The organism is Candidatus Desulfosporosinus nitrosoreducens, from assembly GCF_030954495.1.
Taxonomy (GTDB): Bacteria; Bacillota; Desulfitobacteriia; order Desulfitobacteriales; family Desulfitobacteriaceae; genus Desulfosporosinus; species Desulfosporosinus nitrosoreducens.
In genome coordinates this window covers 17,038-36,404 of sequence record NZ_JAVHUW010000043.1, presented here as the reverse complement: position 1 = coordinate 36,404, position 19,367 = coordinate 17,038, and the positions used below count along the sequence as shown (strand labels likewise).

The 19,367-nt window shown below is 41.3% G+C and carries 20 protein-coding genes and 1 pseudogene; 13 read left to right on the top strand and 8 right to left on the bottom strand.

Features of this window, described 5'->3' with window-relative positions:
- Window positions 1-253 precede the first annotated feature (253 nt).
- Both REC12_RS08010 and REC12_RS08005 read left to right on the top strand, forming a co-directional pair.
- Entirely contained in the window at window positions 254-724 is a 471-nt protein-coding gene (locus REC12_RS08010) for a ubiquitin carboxyl-terminal hydrolase family protein (RefSeq protein ID WP_308893416.1), read from the top strand.
- A gap of 164 nt (window positions 725-888) precedes the next feature.
- A complete protein-coding gene (locus REC12_RS08005; RefSeq protein ID WP_308893414.1) occupies window positions 889-2,928 on the top strand; it encodes a heterodisulfide reductase-related iron-sulfur binding cluster in 2,040 nt (679 codons plus the stop codon).
- Window positions 2,929-3,188: 260 nt separating this feature from the next.
- On the opposite strand, the gene REC12_RS08000 is transcribed toward REC12_RS08005, so the two are convergent.
- Together REC12_RS08000 and REC12_RS07995 are read right to left on the bottom strand one after the other, a co-directional pair.
- Window positions 3,189-3,848 carry a nitroreductase family protein gene (locus REC12_RS08000; protein WP_308893412.1) on the bottom strand — a complete coding sequence of 220 codons (660 nt, stop codon included), beginning with the start codon at window positions 3,846-3,848 and terminating at the stop codon, window positions 3,189-3,191.
- A gap of 132 nt (window positions 3,849-3,980) precedes the next feature.
- On the bottom strand, window positions 3,981-4,625 hold the full coding sequence (locus REC12_RS07995; protein WP_308893410.1) for a nitroreductase family protein: 645 nt from the start codon (window positions 4,623-4,625) through the stop codon (window positions 3,981-3,983).
- Window positions 4,626-4,802: 177 nt separating this feature from the next.
- On the opposite strand from REC12_RS07995, the gene REC12_RS07990 reads away from it, so the two are divergent.
- The 6 genes from REC12_RS07990 to REC12_RS07965 all read left to right on the top strand — a co-directional run bounded on the left by REC12_RS07990 (window position 4,803) and on the right by REC12_RS07965 (window position 9,576).
- Window positions 4,803-5,417: a TetR/AcrR family transcriptional regulator gene (locus REC12_RS07990; RefSeq protein ID WP_308893409.1), complete on the top strand. Its 615-nt coding sequence runs from the start codon at window positions 4,803-4,805 to the stop codon at window positions 5,415-5,417.
- A 352-nt stretch (window positions 5,418-5,769) separates the two neighbouring features.
- Window positions 5,770-6,045 carry a type II toxin-antitoxin system Phd/YefM family antitoxin gene (locus tag REC12_RS07985; protein ID WP_308893408.1) on the top strand — a complete coding sequence of 92 codons (276 nt, stop codon included), beginning with the start codon at window positions 5,770-5,772 and terminating at the stop codon, window positions 6,043-6,045.
- The gene (locus tag REC12_RS07980; RefSeq protein ID WP_308893407.1) at window positions 6,042-6,353 is read left to right on the top strand and encodes a type II toxin-antitoxin system RelE/ParE family toxin; all 312 of its coding nucleotides are present in this window, start codon (window positions 6,042-6,044) and stop codon (window positions 6,351-6,353) included. Before REC12_RS07985 ends, REC12_RS07980 begins: the two co-directional genes overlap by 4 nt.
- 352 nt (window positions 6,354-6,705) lie before the next feature.
- Complete coding sequence (locus REC12_RS07975; protein ID WP_308893575.1) at window positions 6,706-7,236, top strand: PadR family transcriptional regulator; 531 nt, start codon at window positions 6,706-6,708, stop codon at window positions 7,234-7,236.
- A gap of 2 nt (window positions 7,237-7,238) precedes the next feature.
- Entirely contained in the window at window positions 7,239-8,603 is a 1,365-nt protein-coding gene (locus tag REC12_RS07970; RefSeq protein WP_308893406.1) for an MFS transporter, read from the top strand.
- Window positions 8,604-8,817: 214 nt separating this feature from the next.
- Window positions 8,818-9,576, top strand: a complete 759-nt coding sequence (locus REC12_RS07965) for an SDR family oxidoreductase (protein WP_308893404.1) — start codon at window positions 8,818-8,820, stop codon at window positions 9,574-9,576.
- Window positions 9,577-9,584: 8 nt separating this feature from the next.
- On the opposite strand, the gene REC12_RS07960 is transcribed toward REC12_RS07965, so the two are convergent.
- Window positions 9,585-10,154 carry a TetR/AcrR family transcriptional regulator C-terminal domain-containing protein gene (locus REC12_RS07960; RefSeq protein WP_308893403.1) on the bottom strand — a complete coding sequence of 190 codons (570 nt, stop codon included), beginning with the start codon at window positions 10,152-10,154 and terminating at the stop codon, window positions 9,585-9,587.
- Between the two features lie 231 nt (window positions 10,155-10,385).
- On the opposite strand from REC12_RS07960, the gene REC12_RS07955 reads away from it, so the two are divergent.
- The 3 genes and pseudogenes from REC12_RS07955 to REC12_RS26460 all read left to right on the top strand — a co-directional run.
- The gene (locus tag REC12_RS07955) at window positions 10,386-11,057 is read left to right on the top strand and encodes a class I SAM-dependent methyltransferase (RefSeq protein WP_308893402.1); all 672 of its coding nucleotides are present in this window, start codon (window positions 10,386-10,388) and stop codon (window positions 11,055-11,057) included.
- A 247-nt stretch (window positions 11,058-11,304) separates the two neighbouring features.
- The gene (locus tag REC12_RS07950) at window positions 11,305-12,108 is read left to right on the top strand and encodes a class I SAM-dependent methyltransferase (protein WP_308893574.1); all 804 of its coding nucleotides are present in this window, start codon (window positions 11,305-11,307) and stop codon (window positions 12,106-12,108) included.
- Window positions 12,109-12,189: 81 nt separating this feature from the next.
- A pseudogene (locus tag REC12_RS26460) lies at window positions 12,190-12,342 on the top strand (DUF169 domain-containing protein); the annotation flags it as partial.
- Window positions 12,343-12,391: 49 nt separating this feature from the next.
- Here the strand turns inward: REC12_RS26460 and REC12_RS07945 are convergent.
- Window positions 12,392-12,772, bottom strand: a complete 381-nt coding sequence (locus tag REC12_RS07945) for a DnaJ family domain-containing protein (protein WP_308893401.1) — start codon at window positions 12,770-12,772, stop codon at window positions 12,392-12,394.
- A gap of 169 nt (window positions 12,773-12,941) precedes the next feature.
- Window positions 12,942-13,490 (bottom strand): flavodoxin family protein, encoded by a 549-nt coding sequence (locus REC12_RS07940; RefSeq protein WP_308893399.1) that lies wholly within the window; start codon window positions 13,488-13,490, stop codon window positions 12,942-12,944.
- Window positions 13,491-13,975: 485 nt separating this feature from the next.
- Here REC12_RS07940 and REC12_RS07935 point away from each other — a divergent pair, with 485 nt between their 5' ends.
- The gene (locus tag REC12_RS07935; RefSeq protein WP_308893397.1) at window positions 13,976-14,227 is read left to right on the top strand and encodes an SHOCT domain-containing protein; all 252 of its coding nucleotides are present in this window, start codon (window positions 13,976-13,978) and stop codon (window positions 14,225-14,227) included.
- A 55-nt stretch (window positions 14,228-14,282) separates the two neighbouring features.
- On the opposite strand, the gene REC12_RS07930 is transcribed toward REC12_RS07935, so the two are convergent.
- Both REC12_RS07930 and REC12_RS07925 read right to left on the bottom strand, forming a co-directional pair.
- Window positions 14,283-15,257, bottom strand: coding sequence for a phosphotransferase enzyme family protein (locus REC12_RS07930; protein ID WP_308893396.1), 975 nt, complete (start codon window positions 15,255-15,257; stop codon window positions 14,283-14,285).
- Window positions 15,258-15,344: 87 nt separating this feature from the next.
- Complete coding sequence (locus tag REC12_RS07925; RefSeq protein WP_308893394.1) at window positions 15,345-17,111, bottom strand: serine hydrolase; 1,767 nt, start codon at window positions 17,109-17,111, stop codon at window positions 15,345-15,347.
- A 258-nt stretch (window positions 17,112-17,369) separates the two neighbouring features.
- Here REC12_RS07925 and REC12_RS07920 point away from each other — a divergent pair, with 258 nt between their 5' ends.
- The gene (locus REC12_RS07920) at window positions 17,370-17,747 is read left to right on the top strand and encodes an iron chaperone (protein WP_308893393.1); all 378 of its coding nucleotides are present in this window, start codon (window positions 17,370-17,372) and stop codon (window positions 17,745-17,747) included.
- Between the two features lie 215 nt (window positions 17,748-17,962).
- Here the strand turns inward: REC12_RS07920 and REC12_RS07915 are convergent, their stop codons facing one another.
- Window positions 17,963-18,487, bottom strand: coding sequence for a hypothetical protein (locus REC12_RS07915; RefSeq protein ID WP_308893392.1), 525 nt, complete (start codon window positions 18,485-18,487; stop codon window positions 17,963-17,965).
- Between the last annotated feature and the right edge of the window lie 880 nt (window positions 18,488-19,367).

The window sequence follows — 19,367 nt, the reverse complement described above, 5'->3', positions numbered from 1 at the left end:
ACGAATTGGAATATTCGCTTATTGAAATACTTCCTAAGACCCCAAATACCATTGAAATTTATTATGTCAAAGTGGTATAATCCAAGTAACCAAAAACTTGTAAGAATTGTTAAAAAATTTTCTCTATAATGAAAACCTTGAAATAGAGTTACTTGATAGAAGATTTTTTTGTATTAGGCATAAAGGCAAGAATTGTTTAATACAAAATATAGTTTTTACAATAGTATTTATTTATGAAGGGGAATGGTTTAATATGGAAAAGAGAAATATTGTAATTGGTGTTACCCCCGTAGATTTTAATGACAGTCCCGAATTGTTAAATGGCAAATATACCCTAGCAGTCGAAGGAGTTTGTGATCTTTATAATAAGATGGAGAATGAGTGGGCCGAACAACGCCATAAAATTCCGACCGTACCAATTTCGAACAAGTGTAATATGCAAAAAGCAATTTCAATTTCTATGACCAACAAGTGTGTCTCACTAGAGGCTTTAAGCATCCTGATGAGAATTGGCCGCAAACCTGTCTTAATGGCTCTGGCCAAAAAGAGTGAAATACCTCACGTTGCTTATAGGGTAAACAATAAAGTACTATTTAGTTATACATTATTGATTTTTGATACCTTAGAGGATGCAACGAATATGGCGAAATTCTATGTAGATCAAGCAAACAACCATTCAAGTGTGCTTGAAAGGTGTTCATACGCTGCAACTGGAGTGCTTTAGAGGGTTTGAACACATTATGAACTGCAATTTAATAAGAAGAAAGTTGAACTCAACAGCAAGTTATATCTTCAAGCAAGACAAATATAGAAAAATACTAAAGCATAAATTTTGTTCTGCGTAGTGCCTGTTCAGATGCTGCGCAGAACAAATAAGGAGAGATGAGCATGGCCACACGTCAAGTGTATTGGAACATTGAAGGAGAGCATTGGCTCTATTTATTTTTCATCATTGCACTTATTTTTTTCGTTTACGGTGTGTACAAAAGATTGTCACTTTGGAAATTAGGTCAGCCTGAGAATCGCTGGCAAGACGTATGGCAAGGCATAAAAGACATTATTGTCTATGGATTCGGGCACAAGCGAATCCTTAAAGATGCTTATCCGGGCATTATGCACTTTTCTATCTTTTGGGGATTTGTATTTTTAGCTTTTGCAACAGCAACTATTACACTTCAAGCAGATTTTGGTTTACAAATATTTCATGGCTGGCTTTACCTCTTTATAAAGCTGACGGCTAATTTTTTTGGCTTGCTGGCTATCTTGGGTATCATTGTTGCGGCCTATAGACGTTATATCCAAAGACCTGACCGCTTAGATAATAAAACAGATGATGCTATTATGTTAGGTTTAATATTTGCCATACTTCTCACCGGTTTTGTCATTGAAGGAGCCCGTATCGCGGCAACACCAGATCCTTGGGCCGGATGGGGATTTATAGGGCAATGGATATCTGTCCCTCTTAAAGCATCACTTAATCAAGCTCAGTTACTCTCCTTACATAGATTTTTATGGTGGTTCCATCTCCTCCTGGCAATGACTTTCATAGCGTATTTCCCTTATTCGAAGCTATTTCACGTAATATTAGGTCCTTTAAATATGTTTTTCCGTAAAAGAGGTCCCATCGGCATTCCTGAACTAATAGACTTTGAAGATGAAAGTATTGAAACCTTTGGGAAAAGTCAACTACGTGAATTTAGCTGGAAAACCCTGTTTAATACGGATGCTTGTTTACGTTGTGGACGCTGTCAGGATAACTGTCCGGCTTATTTAAGCGGAAAGCATTTAAATCCCAAAAAGATCATTCAAGATATGCGCGTTTTAATGGAAGAAGTGGGAACAGCCGTTAAAGCCTCGCAGAAATTAGCTTTGACCAAACAAACAGCGGCAGCTGAAACTGCCGCAGCAGAAGAGGCTGTTGAATTACCGGTACGTTCTCTAATAGGGGAAGTCATTCCTGAAGAAGATTTATGGTCTTGTACTACCTGTCGCTCTTGCGAACAGCAATGTCCGGTTTTTGTTGAACATGTTGATAAAACAATTGATATGAGACGCAATTTAGTTCTGATGGAAACCAGATTCCCGGCAGAGGCTCAATTAGCCTTTAGGAATATGGAAAATAACGGGAATCCTTGGGGTATAGGTTGGACTACCCGTGCCGACTACTTAACGGGATTAGGGGTTAAAACCTTTGAAGAAGATCCTAGTGCGGAATACTTATACTGGCCTGGCTGTTCGGGTGCTTTTGATGCGCGTAATCAAAAAGTATCTGCTGCCTTAGTAAAACTCTTAAAAACGGCTGGTGTGCATTTCGCAATCTTAGGTAACGCCGAAAAATGCTGCGGTGACTCAGCACGTAAATTAGGAAATGAATATTTGTTCTATACTTTAGCCTCAGAGAACATAGAAGTAATGAAGGGATATGGCGTCAAGAAAATCATTACTCAATGTCCGCACTGCTTCAATATCCTTAAAAATGAATACCCTCAATTGGGTGGGAATTTCGAAGTCCTTCATCATTCGACATTCTTGCTTGAACTTGTAAAAACAGGAAAACTAAAGCTTAACAATATTTCCGGCAAATCAATCACCTATCATGATTCTTGTTATTTAGGACGCTATAATCAGATCTATGAGCAACCGCGTGAATTGCTTAAAACTGTTGGTTTAGAGATAAAAGAAATGGCCCACACCGGTGAAAAGAGTTTCTGTTGTGGTGCCGGCGGCGGTCGAATGTGGCTTGAAGAACATGAAGGGGAACGTATTAACGTTATGCGCACAGACGAAGCAATCGCGGCTAAGACAGATTATGTTGGTACAGCTTGTCCTTTCTGTTTAACTATGATAGTTGACGGCATAGCTTCACGTGAAGTAGGGGAGACCTTAAGGGCTTTGGATATTTCGGAAATTTTAGAAAGTACTTTATAGAATAATAGCCAATTTTCGATGGGAACGATTGGAACGGGCAAAAAACGGCTAAAAAGACGATAAAACATAGCTATATCAATAGCTTGAGCCATTGGGTGTATTGATGACATTCAATGGCTTTTGTATTGGGGAACATATCGTCCTGATGCGATTTGATTTTTTCTTCTTCATTGTATCCAAAGGGGGTGTGTTTTTTCAGAATTATTGCTTTCCTGGTTAAATATTACGCTTATAATTATAATAACATCTATATTGTAAATTTATAACCATGTAGTGTTCGACTCATAGTCCGGATAATTTACTTGAGGCAGTTTATAGTTGTCATCGGGATATCCAACAGCACACGCATCAATGGCGTATTCACCGCATTGAATTCCTAATAGCTCGCAAAATTCTCTATTGTTTCCTAATTTTAAATGTACAAAAATTGATGCCAGTTTGAATCCGATTTTAAGTGAAGTTGCCTTCAACCACATATTATACATACAATAACTTAAACTTATTGACTGTTCAGTTTCATAAGTGAAAGGAAATCCCTTTCCCCTCCGTTCTGCTGCAATTATTAAGTAAGGTGCATTACCAAATAGATGCGTAATATCACCTGACTCAAGTTTTTTCATAAAAGAAGATGCCATAGCATTCTTTTCTTTCATTTCGGCAAAGTGCTTTGGAAAGGCAGCCTTAATTATAGTTTCAATCTTTGTCATTGCACTAGAGCCGGCAGGAATTACAATTATCTTTCGAAAATCTGTCTTTCCCTTAGCAGGGACAGAAGCAAACGGAGCAATTAAGCCAGCTCGAATTATTTGCTCAATAGCCTTTTTATCCGGTGGAATGTTACTGAATGCTCTTACTGAACGACGAGCTTTTAGAATATCTTCAAGTGCATCACTCTGTGTTTTACTAATGTTTTCAAACATAATTTCAGCTACTCCTTATTCTAAGCCTATAAGGCATGACTTATAGGCTTAGATATCATTTTATACTGCTAATTACCATTTACTTTCTATACGTGATGCTGATGCTGGGACTACGCCCTATTAGAATTTTTATTATATCCATTTTATCGATGGATAAGGAACGGCTCTGCCTTCTCTGGTTACAGATGTTGTAGGGAAACCAATTGCGCAAGCATCAAATCCATATTCCCTTGTTGGCACTCCTAAAATATCGCAGAAATCTTTATTATCACTTAATCTTCCTATTGCACTAACAAGTTCAAAACCTAATCCTAAAGCAGTTGCTTTAAGCCACATATTCTGCATCACATGAGATAATGACTTTTGTTCTATGGGCGGTATTCCATGACGTTCTGCCACAATAAGAAGATAAGGTGCTGTCCCTACACCAAGTGCTCCTTTTTCAACTTGCATCTTTAAGGAGGTAATGAAGGATTGCAGAGTAATGTTGTTCTTCGCCTCTTTCTCATGGGCTGATATTTCACTTTTAATAACATCACCTAGAATAGTTTTTATTTTATCCATTTGTAAACTGTTATTGGAAATAACAAAAAAATGTCTGAAATCTGTTTGTTTTGCTACTGCAAGTATTGCATAAGGTGCAAGTCTTCCGGCTTCAATTACTTCTTCAACTAGCTCTTTTGAGGGTACTTCTTTTGTAAAATTTCTTACGGACCTTCGAGTTCTCAACAGCATATCCAAAACTTCATTAACATTGTTCTTATCTAAATTGTTCATTTTTATCCTCCATTACATTTTTTATAAACACGTTGTTGATTAATAATCTATATGTATATTATAATATTTATATTGCTTCATGCAATAAACAACAATGTTTAAATTGTTAAGTAATAAACATTTACTAGAAAATTGTTAATTAAAATTAAAAATCTATAGAGAATGAGGAAATAATTCATGAAAAAAATATCTAATGATAGAAGAACAATACGTACTAAGAAGATGATTAGGTCTGCCTTAGCAGAGTTAATAGACGAGAAAGGATTTATCAATATATCAGTTACCGACTTAACTCAAAGGGCGGATATAAACAGAGGGACCTTCTATCTGCACTATGTTGACAAGTATGACTTGTTAGAGAAGATTGAAGATGAAATCATACAGGAAATTGAAGAAGAGACTAAGCACCTTGATTCAGTCAACATGATGAACATAGACACCACAAATGAACCTCTTCCATTTATGGTAAAGCTTTTTGAATATTTTAGAGAAAACTCAGTAATTATTAAATCTATTTTAGGTCCCAAAGGTGACCCTACTTTTGATAGAAAAATAAAAAAGTTTATTGAAACCAACTTGTTTGAAAAACAAAAGTCTAAAAGTTTTAACGTAGACCGGGCAGTAATTCCAGAAGAATATTTTAGACCATATATACTTTCGGCAGACTTAGGTGTTATTCAACATTGGCTTGAAAAAGGCATGAAAGAAACCCCCGATGAAATGGCACTGATACTTGCCAGAATGTCGTTACTCGGTCCATTAAGAGCATTAGGCATGTGCAAAGAGTTATAAAAATAAATTTATAGATATTTAGTTTTGAAAACATATGTTTAAAAACCACTTTTTATGGTCTATATAAGCCTTAGTTGAGGAAGTATAAAGGTTGAAAATTAAAGTATGAACTGTTGCTAGAATAAATTAGAGGGGTATATTAATACGCAAAATAAATTATTTCGCGTATTAATATCATTTTATTGTCACAACACATACAGAGACAGTCGTACCGCTGAAGAAGAAATAAATGAACAAGATTATTTTGAATAAGAATATATTAGCAAATTATACGAGCGGGATTAATTGATTGAAGGTATAGTCGTTTTAAGATATAATATGACTATTAAAAATATCAGAAAGCGGTGATACCGTGGAAGCAATCAGACCATCAGCAGATTTAAGGAATCATTATAGTGAAATTTCCAGGCAGTGCAGAGAATCAAGGGATGCAGTGATTATTACTGTAAATGGACGAGGAGATACGGCAGTTCTTGGATTGCAAGATTACTATCAGATGAAATCTGAACTGGAACTACTCAGAACACTTGCGGAAGCGGAAGATGATGTGAAACATGGAAGGGTAGCGCCAATTCAGGATTCGTTTGATAATCTTCGGGCTTCTTTACTGGAAAGGAAGAATGGATGAAGTATAAAATCTTACGAACGGATAAAGCAGAGGAACAGCTTCGTGAAATCATTTTTTATATTGCAGATGATTCAGGTGATGTTGATATTGCCCTAGGCTATTTGGATAAGATTGAAACTGCAATCAATCGTCTTCAGGATTTTCCAGAGTCAGGAAGTATTCCTAGATATTCGACTTTAAAAAAGCAAGGGTATAGAGTAATAATTGTTGATAGACATCTTGTGTTTTATAAGATAAACGAAGATGCTGAGTTAATTATTATATATGCCATCGTGGATGCTAGAAGAGAATATCGTAATTTAATATAAGAAGTATAAAAGGTGCATTCAGACAAAAATCCGGATGCTTTCATAACAAAAAGATGGTAAAGCGTAAAACAAAAAAGTATGACCGCCAAGGAACTAATAGGGGACATTATTGTCTACTCCAGGCACGTGGAGTCTCTTGCATGGATGTAGAGAATAAGCTAATATCCAAAGATTTAAGGATTTTAGGCAAAAATTAAATATTTTTTATGTTCCCTCAACCTAAAGGCTTGGGGGAATTTTGCTTTTTGTCCTTAAATTTTTTCTGCAAACAACTTGCATTTCATATCTAAAAGATATATATTAAATACATCTTTTAGATATATCTTTTAGATGCATGGAGTGAACTAAAGTGATGAATGAACTTTTTATTTTAGGTGAACTAATGGAAGAACCTCAAACCGGTTATGATCTGAGCAATGCCTTGCAAGTCTCTTTAGGCCGTCATCGCAAAGTCAGTTATGGCGTGATTTATCCCCTGCTGGAAAGATTAGAACAAGAGGGCCTTGTAGAAATCACTAACGCAGGAACGGAAGGGAAAAACAAGAAAGTCGTGACGATCACAGAAAAAGGTAAGGAGCGGTTTTTTGAACTGATGCAAATGCCTGTTCCCAACGGTGCTCACAATGCCGATATCTATTTAATAAAGCTTGACGTGATGCAGCATCTTGATCTCAATGAACAACTACAATTATTAGATCAATTCTATCAGGAGCAAAAAGACATCATCAAAGATACGCAAGATGCCCTGAAAAAGTTAGCGCAAGAAGATTCCAAAGATCACTGGTATGCCAACAAGAAGTTTGAATTACGGCTGCAGCAAGCCAATATCACCATTGAGTGGATTGTGAAATTTAAACAGGAACTAACTAAAGAATGGTGTTGAGAGTGACAAAAGAAATAAAAATAGCCTTGTTGATGGCTGCCAGTCTCTTTATGGAGATTTTGGACGGAACTATTGTAACCACCGCACTGCCTAAAATGGCTCAATATTTTCATACGGGTTCGGCAACTATTGCGTTGCTCGTTAGTGTGTATTTAATCACAGTTGCCGTTTTTATCCCCTTGAGCGGCTGGATGGCTAATCGGTTTGGCAAAAAGAGAATTTGGATTATTGCCGTTCTCCTCTTTACCTTCAGCTCCCTAGGCAACGCCTTAGCCCCTAACTTTTTCTTCCTTTTGCTCATGAGAATTGTCCAGGGAATTTCCGGCGCCTTGATGACACCGACGGCAAGACTGATTGTCTTAGAAAAGACGCCGGCTTCACAGTTGTTGAAAATGTTTAGTTATCTGATCTGGCCGGCCTTGATAGCCCCCGCAATAGCACCGGTGGTTGGCGGTTTTATTGTTACTTATTGGAGCTGGCAGTGGATTTTCCTGATTAATTTGCCCATAGGCCTAGTTATCGCCTTAATCGGTGTAAAATTAATCGCTGCCGACCCAATAAATAAAACAGCGGCTTTTGATCTTTTAGGGTTTGTAGAAATTGCCTTTGCCTCCGGTATCATTTTAGTTGGAGCAGAGCTGGCAACTCATGGCAGAGATTATTGGCTTAGTGCCTTAGGTTTAATCGTTTTAGGAGTAATCTTAGGTTTTATTGTCTTCAAGCACTTGAAAAACTCAGCCGCTCCCTTGTTTTCCCTTGATTCTTTAAAAATAACTTCTTTTAGAATTTGCCAGACAAGCGGTTCTGCTTTGTGGCTGTGTGTCGGAGCGTTGCCCTATGTACTAACTATTTTTTTGCAAACGGTTTTTCATTGGTCCGCGGTAAAAGCCGGGAGTTTTGTGATCTTTATTTTTATCGGCAATATTGGAATCAAACCTTTTACCAATACACTTATTAGTAAGCTGGGCTATCGCGGTGCGCTGTTGTCGTCATTTAGTCTGGTCTTTATTTCATCGATTGCTTTAGCCTTCATTAAAATTAATACTTGGCCTGTGTGGATCATGTTTCTGGCTTTCGTCTCAGGTGTAGGGCGTTCTTTGGCCTTAACCGCTTATAGTGGATTGAGTTTTTCTGAAATAGATCCTCAATACCGGAACAGTGCCAATACCCTGAACGCTGTCATGTCAACCTTAGCTCAAGGAATGGGAATATCACTGATTACGGTGGTTGTGAGTTTACTGCAGATTTTTTTCTCAATTACCGCCGCCTATGAATTAGGTTTTGTCTTTCTTGGTATCTTGATGATCTTCCCGGCCATTGAGGTACTGTGTCTGCCTGAAAATATTGGTCAGGCCACGATCAGTTAGGTTAACTTGCTTTATATGTAAAACACTGAATAAGTTCTTGGATCGTATTGGTGATGAGGCAGAAAAGTATCGAATGGTTTTCGCTAGAATAATTACTGTCCATAACGTAAGCGTTCACACCGGTCAATGCACTATCTAATCTGCCGGGAAGGTGCGTGTGTCTTTTGTCTCTTAATCCAGTATGAATTAATTATTTCAGAGGAGAGGATATGCTATGAAGAACAAAATAGCTTTAGTAACCGGAGGAAGCCGTGGCTTGGGCAAGAATATAGCCCTTAAACTTGCCCTGAAGGGTTTGGATGTAATTATCACCTACCACACTAAAAAAGAAGAGGCTTCACAGGTGGTGGAAGAAATCAAAAAAAGCGGTGGCAAGGCGGCTGCTTTACAATTAGATATAGGTGATGTACGGTCTTTCGCTTCCTTCTTTGAGCAGTTGGCCAAGGTGTTAAAACTAACCTTTGACGCGGACTCTTTTGATTATCTAATTAACAACGCGGGTATTGGCATGAATGTTCCTTTTAAAGACACCACCGAAGAACAGTTTGACCTGCTGCTGAATGTCCAGTTCAAGGGAGTCTATTTCTTTACCCAAAAAGCCTTAGACTACCTCAATGACGGCGGAGGCGTTATCAACATGTCAAGCAGGCTGGCGCAAGCCAGTATGCCGGGATATTCTGCCTATGCGTCGATGAAGGGAGCCATTGAAACCCTTACACGCTACCAAGCCAAGGAACTGAGTTCAAGAGGGATCAGAGTAAATGCAGTGGCCCCGGGTCCCATTGCCACTGATTTTGCAGGCGGTATTATCAGAGACAATGCTCAATATAATGCCAATGTAAAAGCAGCTGCGGCCCTTGGACGCGTAGGAGAGCCGGAGGATATTGGAGGAGTGGTGGCATTTCTTTGCACAGAAGATGCTCGCTGGATTACCGCCCAGCGAATTGAAGTATCCGGCGGAATGAACCTATAGAACTAGAATCACTGAACCGCACGGAATCCCGCCAGCAGTACGCTGATGCCATAGCGGAACTGCTCATCAAAGTCCCGGAACTCCATTCCCATATGGCGCACGGCTGCTTTGGTCTCTTCAACACCCCAACGGCTGAAGCGCGCTTCGTCGTCTGCAAAGGCGAGAACATAGTTGTTGAACATATTCATTGCCGCCAGGCAGTTGGCGTCGCTTACGCCCCAGGCTTGAATTAGCCTGAGTCCGTGTTGGATCAGTTCCAGCCGGTGGGGCGTATGGGGCGTGGATTCCATAAGTACTTGGACAGCGTTGCGTACTTTGAGCAGGGCTTCCCGGTACATTTGAGAAAATGAAAAAAGAGCCTTTTCAGTGTCCCCCGAACTGTCCTCAATCGTAATCGGCCTGCAGATTTCCTCGGCAAGCAGATCCAAAAGATCCTGCTTGTTTTTTATGTGCCAATACAGGGATGCGGCTTTGATATCCAGTTCCTTGGCGAGGGTGCGCATCGTCAGGTTCTCTAGTCCCGACTTATTTAAAATGGCGATAGAAGTCTGTATAATTTGCTCCTTCGAGATGCCCATGATGACCTCCTAAAATTTTTTGACAAAAAAATGCCTTGACACTAACAGTGTTAGGCGATATACTAACGCTGTTACTCGGACTAACAGCGTTAGTTGAATTGACGCTATTAACTTATCATAGACAGCCGTGAGAGTCAAACGCTGAATCTAAAAGAGCGCAGGACATGAACAAGCGGCGCTCAAAAGAACAAGCACAGTTTTGTCAGCAAAGAAGAATGGGAGGCAATCAGGATGTCGTTTATGAGAAATGCCAGAAAGAAGAGGGATATTCCGATAACAGGCTTTATGGCCAAATGGTACGACAAGAATACCCGTGGGTCAAGAATTTTGGAAATGAAAAGGTACGCCGATCTCGTCAGTGAGGCCACGGCAAAGGGAGCCCAGGTGCTGGAAGTAGCGCCCGGGCCGGGTTTTCTGGCGATTGAGCTTGCTAGGCGTGGGTTTGTCGTGACGGGCGTTGAACTGAGCGAGGATTTTGTCGCCATCGAAAAGAAAAACGCCCAAGCAGAGGGCGTAAGCGTAGAGTTTAAACAAGGCAACGCTTCTGATTTGCCATTGCCCGAGGGTAAATTTGATTTCGTGGTTTGTTCCGCCGCGTTTAAGAATTTCAGCAAGCCTTTAAAAGCCCTGGATGAGATGTACCGGGTTTTAAAACCCGGCGGTATCGCCCTCGTCCTGGACATGAATCGTGAAAACACGCCGGAGGACATTGAAGAGGAAATGCAGAATTACCCGGACATGAAAGGATTTGACCGCTTTTTTGTCAAGTTTTCCTTTAAGACATTTTTACGCAATGGAGCCTATTCGCAAAAAGAGTTTCAAGATATGATCGCTGAGACCCGGTTCGCTCGATCGGAGATAAAAAAATATGGCATCGGTTTTCAGGTCTGGCTGTATAAATAATTTTTGGCTGGCCTATCCTCTGCTGGGCGCCCGGCTGGGATCAAGCAAATCCATAAGGTAAGCTCGAAAAAGAGAACTAATTCATGGTAGAATAAGAACATGAATTAGTTGAGCGGTGATTTTGATGCCGACCAAGTGGAATTGCAGGGAGCTTTTCAGAGAATAATGCCGCTGGCTCCGGATTGCCGGAATCATTGCTTTCCTAGGTAAATTATTTGCCATCTATCCGAAGGAGGTGTTGATACTGATGCACTATGACGAAACAAACTACCTGAAAGAGCAGTATGCCGACGCTGGGAATTACAACCGGCGCGTTTGGCTTGCGAGCCGGTTTTCCACCAACAGCAGGGACTTTGCGGCCTGGGTCTTTGATCAGATCGAATTTCCCCCCAAGGCGCGGGTTCTGGAGCTCGGCTGTGGCCCGGGTTACCTTTGGCTAAGAAATACCGATCGGCTCCCGGCAGAGGCTGCGATCGTTCTGAGCGACTTTTCCGCGGGAATGCTCGAAGCGGCGAAAGCCGGACTTAAGGATTATTCAGAGGCTTTTGACTTTGCGGTCGTTGACGCCCAGGAGATCCCTTTTGCTAACCATGCTTTCGATATTGTCGTGGCTAATCATATGCTCTACCACGTACCTGACCGTAAAAAGGCTCTCGCGGAGATCCGCCGCGTCCTCAAGCCCGGGGGTACTTTGTACGCTACGACCATTGGGTTGGGCAACTTCCGCGAGATCCGTGAATTGTTCCGCAACTTTTTCAACCTGCCGCCTTCTCCGGGGGAAACCGTTGCCGGCAAATTTGGTTTGGAGAACGGCTACGGGCAGCTGAGCGGCTTTTTTGAGCATATTCAGCTGGAGAAGTATGCGGATCATCTTGAGGTGACCGAAGCGCAGCCGATTATCGATTACCTCATGTCGTCGGGCAGTCCGCGCCTGGCAGCGTTTATGACCCCGGAACGCATCAGCAGCTTTAAAGATTATTTGGATCGTCTGATCGAAAGTGAAGGGCATATCTATGTGACTAAGGAATCCGGCCTCTTTATTGCCCGCTGAGATCAGTGTTTTTGGAACGTTAAAGGGAGCACTGCAGAGGGTGTTCTTCAGACCTCTTGAACAGCCAAACAGGATGAAACGCCTAAGCTGGTAATTTTTCTGGCCAAGCCCGACCAGCTCTCGGGCTTGATCACGCTCTTTCAATTTGAGAACGGAACCTATGATGATATGACTGCGCCCATGGTTGCAGGCTGTAGTTCGGTTGTGCAGCTGCCTTTGCATGAAGCATTTTAAAAAGGTGTAACCCTGAATTGATAGGGGTTACACCTTTCTATAAGAGCACTTAATATCTTCCACGTCTGTAATCTCTCATAATACTATAACTTAGAGCTTTTTCTTTGGCATATTCAGTCATATTAACAGGTTTCACGTTTGACCGGTTTCCATCAGTGTCAACAATTGTAGAATTAGATGATTGCTCATTTAACAAATCTCTTGCGTTGCTGTTTAAAGAAACTTTAGGTTCATCAGCTTCATTTAGGTTAAGATAACCTCCATTTTTTAAAACGGTATATGCAAATTTAAATTCAGGAGGCAAAAAATATAAATTCTCAATCGTTACAGGTTTACCCTCTCCAGGAAGGTTTTTTAGTTTACCACGTTCAATAGCTTCTTGAATTTTTCGTTCAGAAACAATATCTACAAACTTATCCAATTGTTTCACCTCACAAATGCCTTCAAATATTTAGCATTAATAATAGTATAAACTGAACCAATACTCAATTCCAGCTAGCAGTAAATTAACTCTAAGTACTTTAATTAATCAAAGCTAAATAAATGAAACGGTACACTAGGTCTCCGGCGGATTGTGGTTAATGTTGTCGCTCTCTTGGCTAGATTGCCTTTCCTGCTTCATAAGCTTTTGCTAAAAGTTCTTTATTATTAGCTGCTGCATTGGGGGCATTGCCGCCCGTTTGTAAAATAGTATTCACTACATTTAAGCCAAACATCTTAAACATAGCTTCAGTGGTTTGAAAGGATGTCTGAAAAGCCTGTGCGGTTGGATTTCCTTGAGAATATACCATGATCAGGTTTTTAGCAGCATACCTGGGCTTGTGGTTTTCATCGAACAAGCCGCAGAGTCTATCCCATAACAGTTTCGTTTGAGCTGTAACCTGCCAAAGATATATGGGCGAGCCGAAAACCACAACATCGGCATCAACAATATGTTTAAACATGTTCTGGAAATCGTCTTGCATGACGCACTGTCCTGTCTTGCGACAAACCAAGCAGCCTTGGCAGGGCTTGATATTCATATCATAAAGGTTAAATACAGTTGTTTCGGCACCGGCCTCTTGCGCTCCCTGAATAACTTCCCGCACAAGGGTGGCCGTGTTGCCGTTTTTTCTTGGACTTCCTATAAAAGCGACTACTTTTTTCATACTGTAACTCCCCCCATTAAAATAATATGTACGATCATTATATCATAATAAAAATCCGGTCTGTATATTATTCAAAGACTAATACATAATCATCTTCGTAAGTTGACGATTTACCATCTTCCAGAAAGACTAGCAGATCAGCCATCCTTACGCTGGAAAATCGGTGTATAATTAAAACGGTAATAGCACAGGTCTGTCTTTACGAAGATTAAAAATAATATAATATATAACATTTAAGGAGGTAATCATTATAAGAGCAAATGGGAAGACAGTCTTAATAACAGGTGGACTTAGCGCTTGCGGAGCGCTTTTATAAGGCCGGAAATAAAGTGATCATTCAACCCCGGTGCAACCTTGCTTTTGTCGTTTGTTCATTGCCTAACCTTATTAATTCTTTAACAATTTGTTCATACCTTTCACATCAATAAGCGCTGCACTAGGAGTATAGTTCATTATGAACTCAAGAATTTTAAGGAGGAATCGACATGGCTGGATTTGGACTTCTGAGCGGTGGTCTTATGGGACTGGGGCTACTTAGCATGGCTATACATTTAATATTATGGGTCGTAATAATTGTAGTCATCGTAAGAATATTCCGTGGCCATAGGGATAGCTGCCACGCTCACGGTCTCACAAGACAAACAGACAATGCGCTGGAAATTCTTCGCACCAGATATGCGAAAGGCGAGATTGATGTTGAGGAATTTAAGAGAAGAAAACAAGATCTAATGTCCTGATGGGGTTAAGGCGTTGACTAAGAAGATGAAACTATTCTTGTCAACGCCTTTTGTTTTAAGTGAAGTTCTTAAATGCCTGCATTGAACGGTCAGTTATCGCCTTCGTGATCTCTCGCGTCAGCGATACTCCCTGCGCCGCTTCAATGAGTGTCTTTCGGCCCATGCTGAACGCCCAGCAATCCCAGATGAGAGGTCGAAAACCTATCGCCTTCGCGAGCCGTTTTAATTCGTCAATATCAAGATTGATATATTTACGGTAACCAGTGACGACGGCATCGACGCATTGCAGATCCCCTCGTAAGCCGGCAGCCCAGAGAAGAAACCCAAGAGAAAAGATGCGTGGCCCCCGTCCAGCTCCGGACCAGTCGATAACTGCCCAATTCCCAACCTCCACTTTGATCATGTTTGAAGGGACGAAGTCCGGATGGATAAGGGCTTGCGGCATATCATGGAGATCATCAAGCTGCCTGAGTTCGTTTAGTAATGTTTCATAGTGTGAGCGCTCTTCAATTGACACATTTTGCTCTGAGCTGAGGACAAATGATTGTGCGGCCTCGATTTCTTCTCGTGGACCTCCCTGAACGGCTAAATGGTGCCAAGCCCCACCTTTTCGTGACATAGCACCTGAAGCTAGGGGTAACGTGTGTAGGCGGCCAAGCAAAATACCGGCAAAATAAAAGGCTTTAGCGCTGCCTTTCGGCTTAGTCCCAGCGACAAAATCAGTTATCAGGACTGGTTGTTCTTCGTGCATGAAGACTGAATCGGGCAGAGCGCATCGTTCGGCGGGGTAATTATGCTGTTCTAAGTAACTAAGAATCTCCGCATCGCCCTGAATTTGCTCTAGTGGCATGGCTTTAGGGAACAGCCGTGCTAACCAGCTTGGTCCATCATGCCGGTCGATGCGAAAGATTCCTAAATCGAGTTTCGTCGCTTGGGCGATTCTAATTCCATAAAGACTTTCAAGGTGTGAAGGAAGGCTTTCTATTCCCCAACGAGTGTACATTCTCTCCCTGAACTCGTTAATACTCATGAATAAGTGTCCTTTCAGGTACAACTAATATTTTTTACAGCAAGGATAACCATCTGCCGAAGCGGGGGCTTGTTGGGAGGGCTATTACTACTTGCGCTTTAATCCAAATGTGCCATTAGGTTGCTTGAACTTAGCTTCAGAGCAAGCTCCGCGTTCATCCAATACGAATTGAATCTCAAAACCAGATAACCCCTTAATACTAAATTCCGTCTCATTGCTAGGAAGCAATTCATAGGTAGGCTGACCAGGAACAGTTGCAGTCAGTGTGGCTTGATTGCGCAGCGCAACGCTGACGGTTACACCGGCAAGATCGTATTCCCCAACATATTTCTCTAATAGTTCCTGACTTAGAAATTTCGCTGCCGTTTTCCGCACAAACTCAATCGGCTCAAGCAAGAGTTCAAATTGAACGGTTAGATGAGAAATTTTCCCCCGAAGATCGCTATGAAATTGAACCTTGAAATTTTGGCTGAAGTCACCTTCGCTGAAGGTTACCTCGTTGAACGCAAAGGAAAAGACATCATAGTGATAGTGTTCAAGTACCAGTCGTTTGGCAAGAGCATGGTAGCCAATATAGAGATGATCTCCCTGCGCTGTTATCGAGATGACACCATAAGCCGGATGCTCGAATTCCCCCACATAGGCAGATTGCTCGTGAGAGGGCTTCGTGTCAAGAACGCGATTCTCATCCACTTGCCCTTTATTTTTACTCTGTGAAGTAATGAGCTTGCCAATCTTGTCTTTCAGGAATGTGTTCCAATCTATCTTGGGAAGTTCCAGAAATGTATCGAGTATAGTATAAGCTGCAGCCGTAGGGAATACACTATGCTCCTGGTTACTCAGAATTACAATCCCCATATTTTCCCGGGGAACCATTGCGACCAGGGCAGTGAACCCATCGATGTTTCCGCCATGCTGAACAAGGTGATGCCCTCTGTATACTTCGGTGAACCAACCCAAACCATAACTGGGAAAAAGAATTCGTCCGTCTTGTGATGGTCCTGTCGAAATGTGGGGAGAGTGCATTTGTTTAAGGTTATTTTCGCTAATCAGCTGATTCGATTGAAAATTCCCGTTATTGAGATGAAGCCTAACCCATTGTGCCATTTCCCGAACTGAGGAATTTATAGAGCCTGCAGGTCCTATTGAGTCGATGTTAGCAAATGACGTTTCTTTGATCGTTTGCTTAACAACCTTGTAAGGTTTGGCAAAATTATTATCATGTTGAAGTTCATTGACGGAGAAGTTGGTTCGTTTCATACCCAATGGGTCAAGGATTCGTGTTCGGACAAAGGTCTCCCAACTTTGCTTGGATATTTTTTCAACCACGTAGCCGAGAGTCAGGTACATCATGTTTTGATATTGGAAGGTAGTTCGGAACGGCTTAGAGAAAGCAAGGTGAGATAGACGAAGTACTATCTCTGCACGGGAGAGCGGTGCCTTATACCAGACTAAGTCATGCCGTGGAAGGCCTACACGGTGTGTAGCGAGATCTCTTAGTGTTGCATTTTCACTGGCATATTGATCCTGTAATTTGAACTCTGGAACATAAGTTGCGACAGGTTTGTCCCAATCCAGCTTCCCGTCGTCAACCAGTATACCGACGGACATTGTTGTGAATGCTTTTGTACTCGATCCGATAGCAAATAGCGTATCAGGAGTGACAGGCAGTTCATGCTCTATGTCCCGTTTGCCGAAGCCTTCCAGAAAAATTATGTCATCATCTTTGACCACGGCCACGGCTGTGCCCGGAATGTGGAACTCGTCCAGGCTGGATTTTATGTACTCTTGAATCGTTTCTAATACTTTCTCAGGTGAAACACTTTTGGTTTCTTTTAAGGAGTCATTGTCCATGAAAGCACCTCCAGACCTTTATCTTAAAATAATTATATGGATAATAGCTCAAAAATAAACAAGCCATACCGCTGGTATAGCAGTTAATTATGCGATTATCTTAAGAAGAGGAACGGGATGGTATTGAAAACGGGTCAACTGGCTTAGTAACGGCTTACTTTCGAGCCGGATGAAAAGGCTGGATATCCAAGGCCAGCTATTCCCAAGATTGCAGGGTTAAGCACTGCCAAACAGAAGAATGAAAGAAGGAAGGAAAAAATGAGACCTAAGTCAATTGATGAATATATTGGGCAATTTCCCCCTGATATTCAGGAAATACTTGAGATGTTAAGAAAAGTCATAAAAGAGGCTGCACCAGATGCCAATGAAAAGATAAGCTATCAAATGCCCGCTTTCGATTTGCACGGAATTTTAGTGTATTTTGCTGCTTGCAAAAATCACATCGGCTTTTATCCAACTGCAAGTGGGATTGAGGCGTTTAAACAGGAGTTAATGGCATATAAGAGCTCTAAAGGAGCAGTGCAATTTCCAATAAAAAAGCCTATACCTTATGGCTTAATCAGTAAAATAGTTGAATTTAGAGCTGCTGAGAACATGAGGAAGGCAACTGACAAACTGCATAAAAAGAGAGGATAAAAAGGTTTACAGCCGGGTGAATATAGGGATACACTATCCGCAATTTACCGAGCGGTGTATTACTCTTGGGGAAACTTTAGGGGTGTACCGGGATTGGAAAGTAGCGAAAGGCTGTACTTCCGCCTACTCTCCGAACCGGATTGCGGCGGGTATCAAGAAAAAATCTGTCCTTAGCCAGGAGCAAGGATGCCCAGCGTGAGGCACCCAAGGAGTTGCTATTCTTTGGGATCATATCCGATAACAGTCCAAATGCCTTTTTCATTTTGCTCTACAAGCCGTTTGAGATAAACTTGTTTAACAGGTCCGGCGTTTACTTTGACCACAGCTTCAGCTTCAGTTTTTTCACTTAAAACGAAAGCGGAATCAGGAACTTCGTTTTGATTCATTTTACCGCTGCCAAGTCCCGTATTGACAAAGACGGAAGCAACAAACACCGGATCGAGCTGCCAAGGGCTATGCCCGGCATCGACTTGAGCCTGGTCGTTTTTAACGATTTCCATATCCGCATTGACATTAACTCTTGCCTGGTTTGGCTGTTCTTCGTTAGGCTGAGCTGTATTTGTTTTGGGGGCCGGTTTATTGTCCCCGGCAACCTTTGAGGTCTCAGCTGATGTTTGCATTGCATTCGCTGCAGTTTTGGTCTGGACTGCATCAGGTCCAATCCTGTGAAACCATAAGATCCCTCCGACGAGTAAAACCCCCACGCCTAATAGAGTCATACTTGACCATAATTTTTTCATGTTGTTCTCCTTCTTTTGTGATGATGTTTAAGGAATTTACCTTCTATATCTAATAACGTTCAAACTCCCAAAACGTCACGAAATTTCCGAAAGAAAAATGAAAAAATAGTTCCAGTCATTTTAACTGGGAATTTTCCTGATTATTGGTTTAACCAATGAACCGGAAAATGAGCAAAAAACTATAGGTATCTTCATGGATTGACAAGCACATGGTGATCATCTACAGGTTTTTTTATGGAGTGCAAAACTATGTTCTACTAATATAGAAATAATGTATAGCTCCTAACGGTGTCAATCATTATTAAGCATCTCAGAATGGACAACGTTGTCCATTCTGAGACATAGCCTAGCAGTTTGTTACTCTTGATAGTTTCAACCCTAAGGGCAAGGTAACGTCGGCCTTCGGCCCTCCCGTTTCACCTCGCCATCAAAGCAGCTTTCCTTGATTTCCTGCGTTATAGATTGGTTTTGATAACTAACGGGAAGTATTAGTCACCTTTGAGATATCCGCATATGTTTCAGGAGAATAGCAAGAAGCCTGAGTCCCTCTACAGTTAAAACGTTAAAAACCGGACTGAAAAAATACACTTTTTTCAGTCCGGTTTTTTATACAGTCAAAAAATACTACTCCATTGCCTACTTTCCTTCTGCATAAGTACAACCAACGAATCTGCTCTCGCCGGTTTCTCTAGGTGATTTATCAGGGGTGTTCGCAATTTTTTTAAGGCCCTAAAATTCTAAGTTTTTAAACGAAAAACCAAGATATTGACAATGTGACCACGCAGTCATATAATGAAAAGCATCATGTGACCACGTGGTCATAAATAAAAAATTTTTGCCAATACTATAACTGCCGGTTCGCTGAAGGAGGACGAAAGGC

What these genes read in the sequence shown, in the direction of transcription:
- REC12_RS08010 (WP_308893416.1), top strand. Translation starts at nt 254, where the DNA reads ATGGAAAAGAGAAATATTGTAATTGGTGTTACCCCCGTAGATTTTAAT.
- REC12_RS08005 (WP_308893414.1), top strand. Translation starts at nt 889, where the DNA reads ATGGCCACACGTCAAGTGTATTGGAACATTGAAGGAGAGCATTGGCTC.
- REC12_RS08000 (WP_308893412.1), bottom strand. Translation starts at nt 3,848, where the DNA reads ATGTTTGAAAACATTAGTAAAACACAGAGTGATGCACTTGAAGATATT.
- REC12_RS07995 (WP_308893410.1), bottom strand. Translation starts at nt 4,625, where the DNA reads ATGAACAATTTAGATAAGAACAATGTTAATGAAGTTTTGGATATGCTG.
- REC12_RS07990 (WP_308893409.1), top strand. Translation starts at nt 4,803, where the DNA reads ATGAAAAAAATATCTAATGATAGAAGAACAATACGTACTAAGAAGATG.
- REC12_RS07980 (WP_308893407.1), top strand. Translation starts at nt 6,042, where the DNA reads ATGAAGTATAAAATCTTACGAACGGATAAAGCAGAGGAACAGCTTCGT.
- REC12_RS07975 (WP_308893575.1), top strand. Translation starts at nt 6,706, where the DNA reads ATGAATGAACTTTTTATTTTAGGTGAACTAATGGAAGAACCTCAAACC.
- REC12_RS07965 (WP_308893404.1), top strand. Translation starts at nt 8,818, where the DNA reads ATGAAGAACAAAATAGCTTTAGTAACCGGAGGAAGCCGTGGCTTGGGC.
- REC12_RS07960 (WP_308893403.1), bottom strand. Translation starts at nt 10,154, where the DNA reads ATGGGCATCTCGAAGGAGCAAATTATACAGACTTCTATCGCCATTTTA.
- REC12_RS07955 (WP_308893402.1), top strand. Translation starts at nt 10,386, where the DNA reads ATGTCGTTTATGAGAAATGCCAGAAAGAAGAGGGATATTCCGATAACA.
- REC12_RS07950 (WP_308893574.1), top strand. Translation starts at nt 11,305, where the DNA reads ATGCACTATGACGAAACAAACTACCTGAAAGAGCAGTATGCCGACGCT.
- REC12_RS07940 (WP_308893399.1), bottom strand. Translation starts at nt 13,490, where the DNA reads ATGAAAAAAGTAGTCGCTTTTATAGGAAGTCCAAGAAAAAACGGCAAC.
- REC12_RS07935 (WP_308893397.1), top strand. Translation starts at nt 13,976, where the DNA reads ATGGCTGGATTTGGACTTCTGAGCGGTGGTCTTATGGGACTGGGGCTA.
- REC12_RS07930 (WP_308893396.1), bottom strand. Translation starts at nt 15,257, where the DNA reads ATGAGTATTAACGAGTTCAGGGAGAGAATGTACACTCGTTGGGGAATA.
- REC12_RS07925 (WP_308893394.1), bottom strand. Translation starts at nt 17,111, where the DNA reads ATGGACAATGACTCCTTAAAAGAAACCAAAAGTGTTTCACCTGAGAAA.
- REC12_RS07920 (WP_308893393.1), top strand. Translation starts at nt 17,370, where the DNA reads ATGAGACCTAAGTCAATTGATGAATATATTGGGCAATTTCCCCCTGAT.
- REC12_RS07915 (WP_308893392.1), bottom strand. Translation starts at nt 18,487, where the DNA reads ATGAAAAAATTATGGTCAAGTATGACTCTATTAGGCGTGGGGGTTTTA.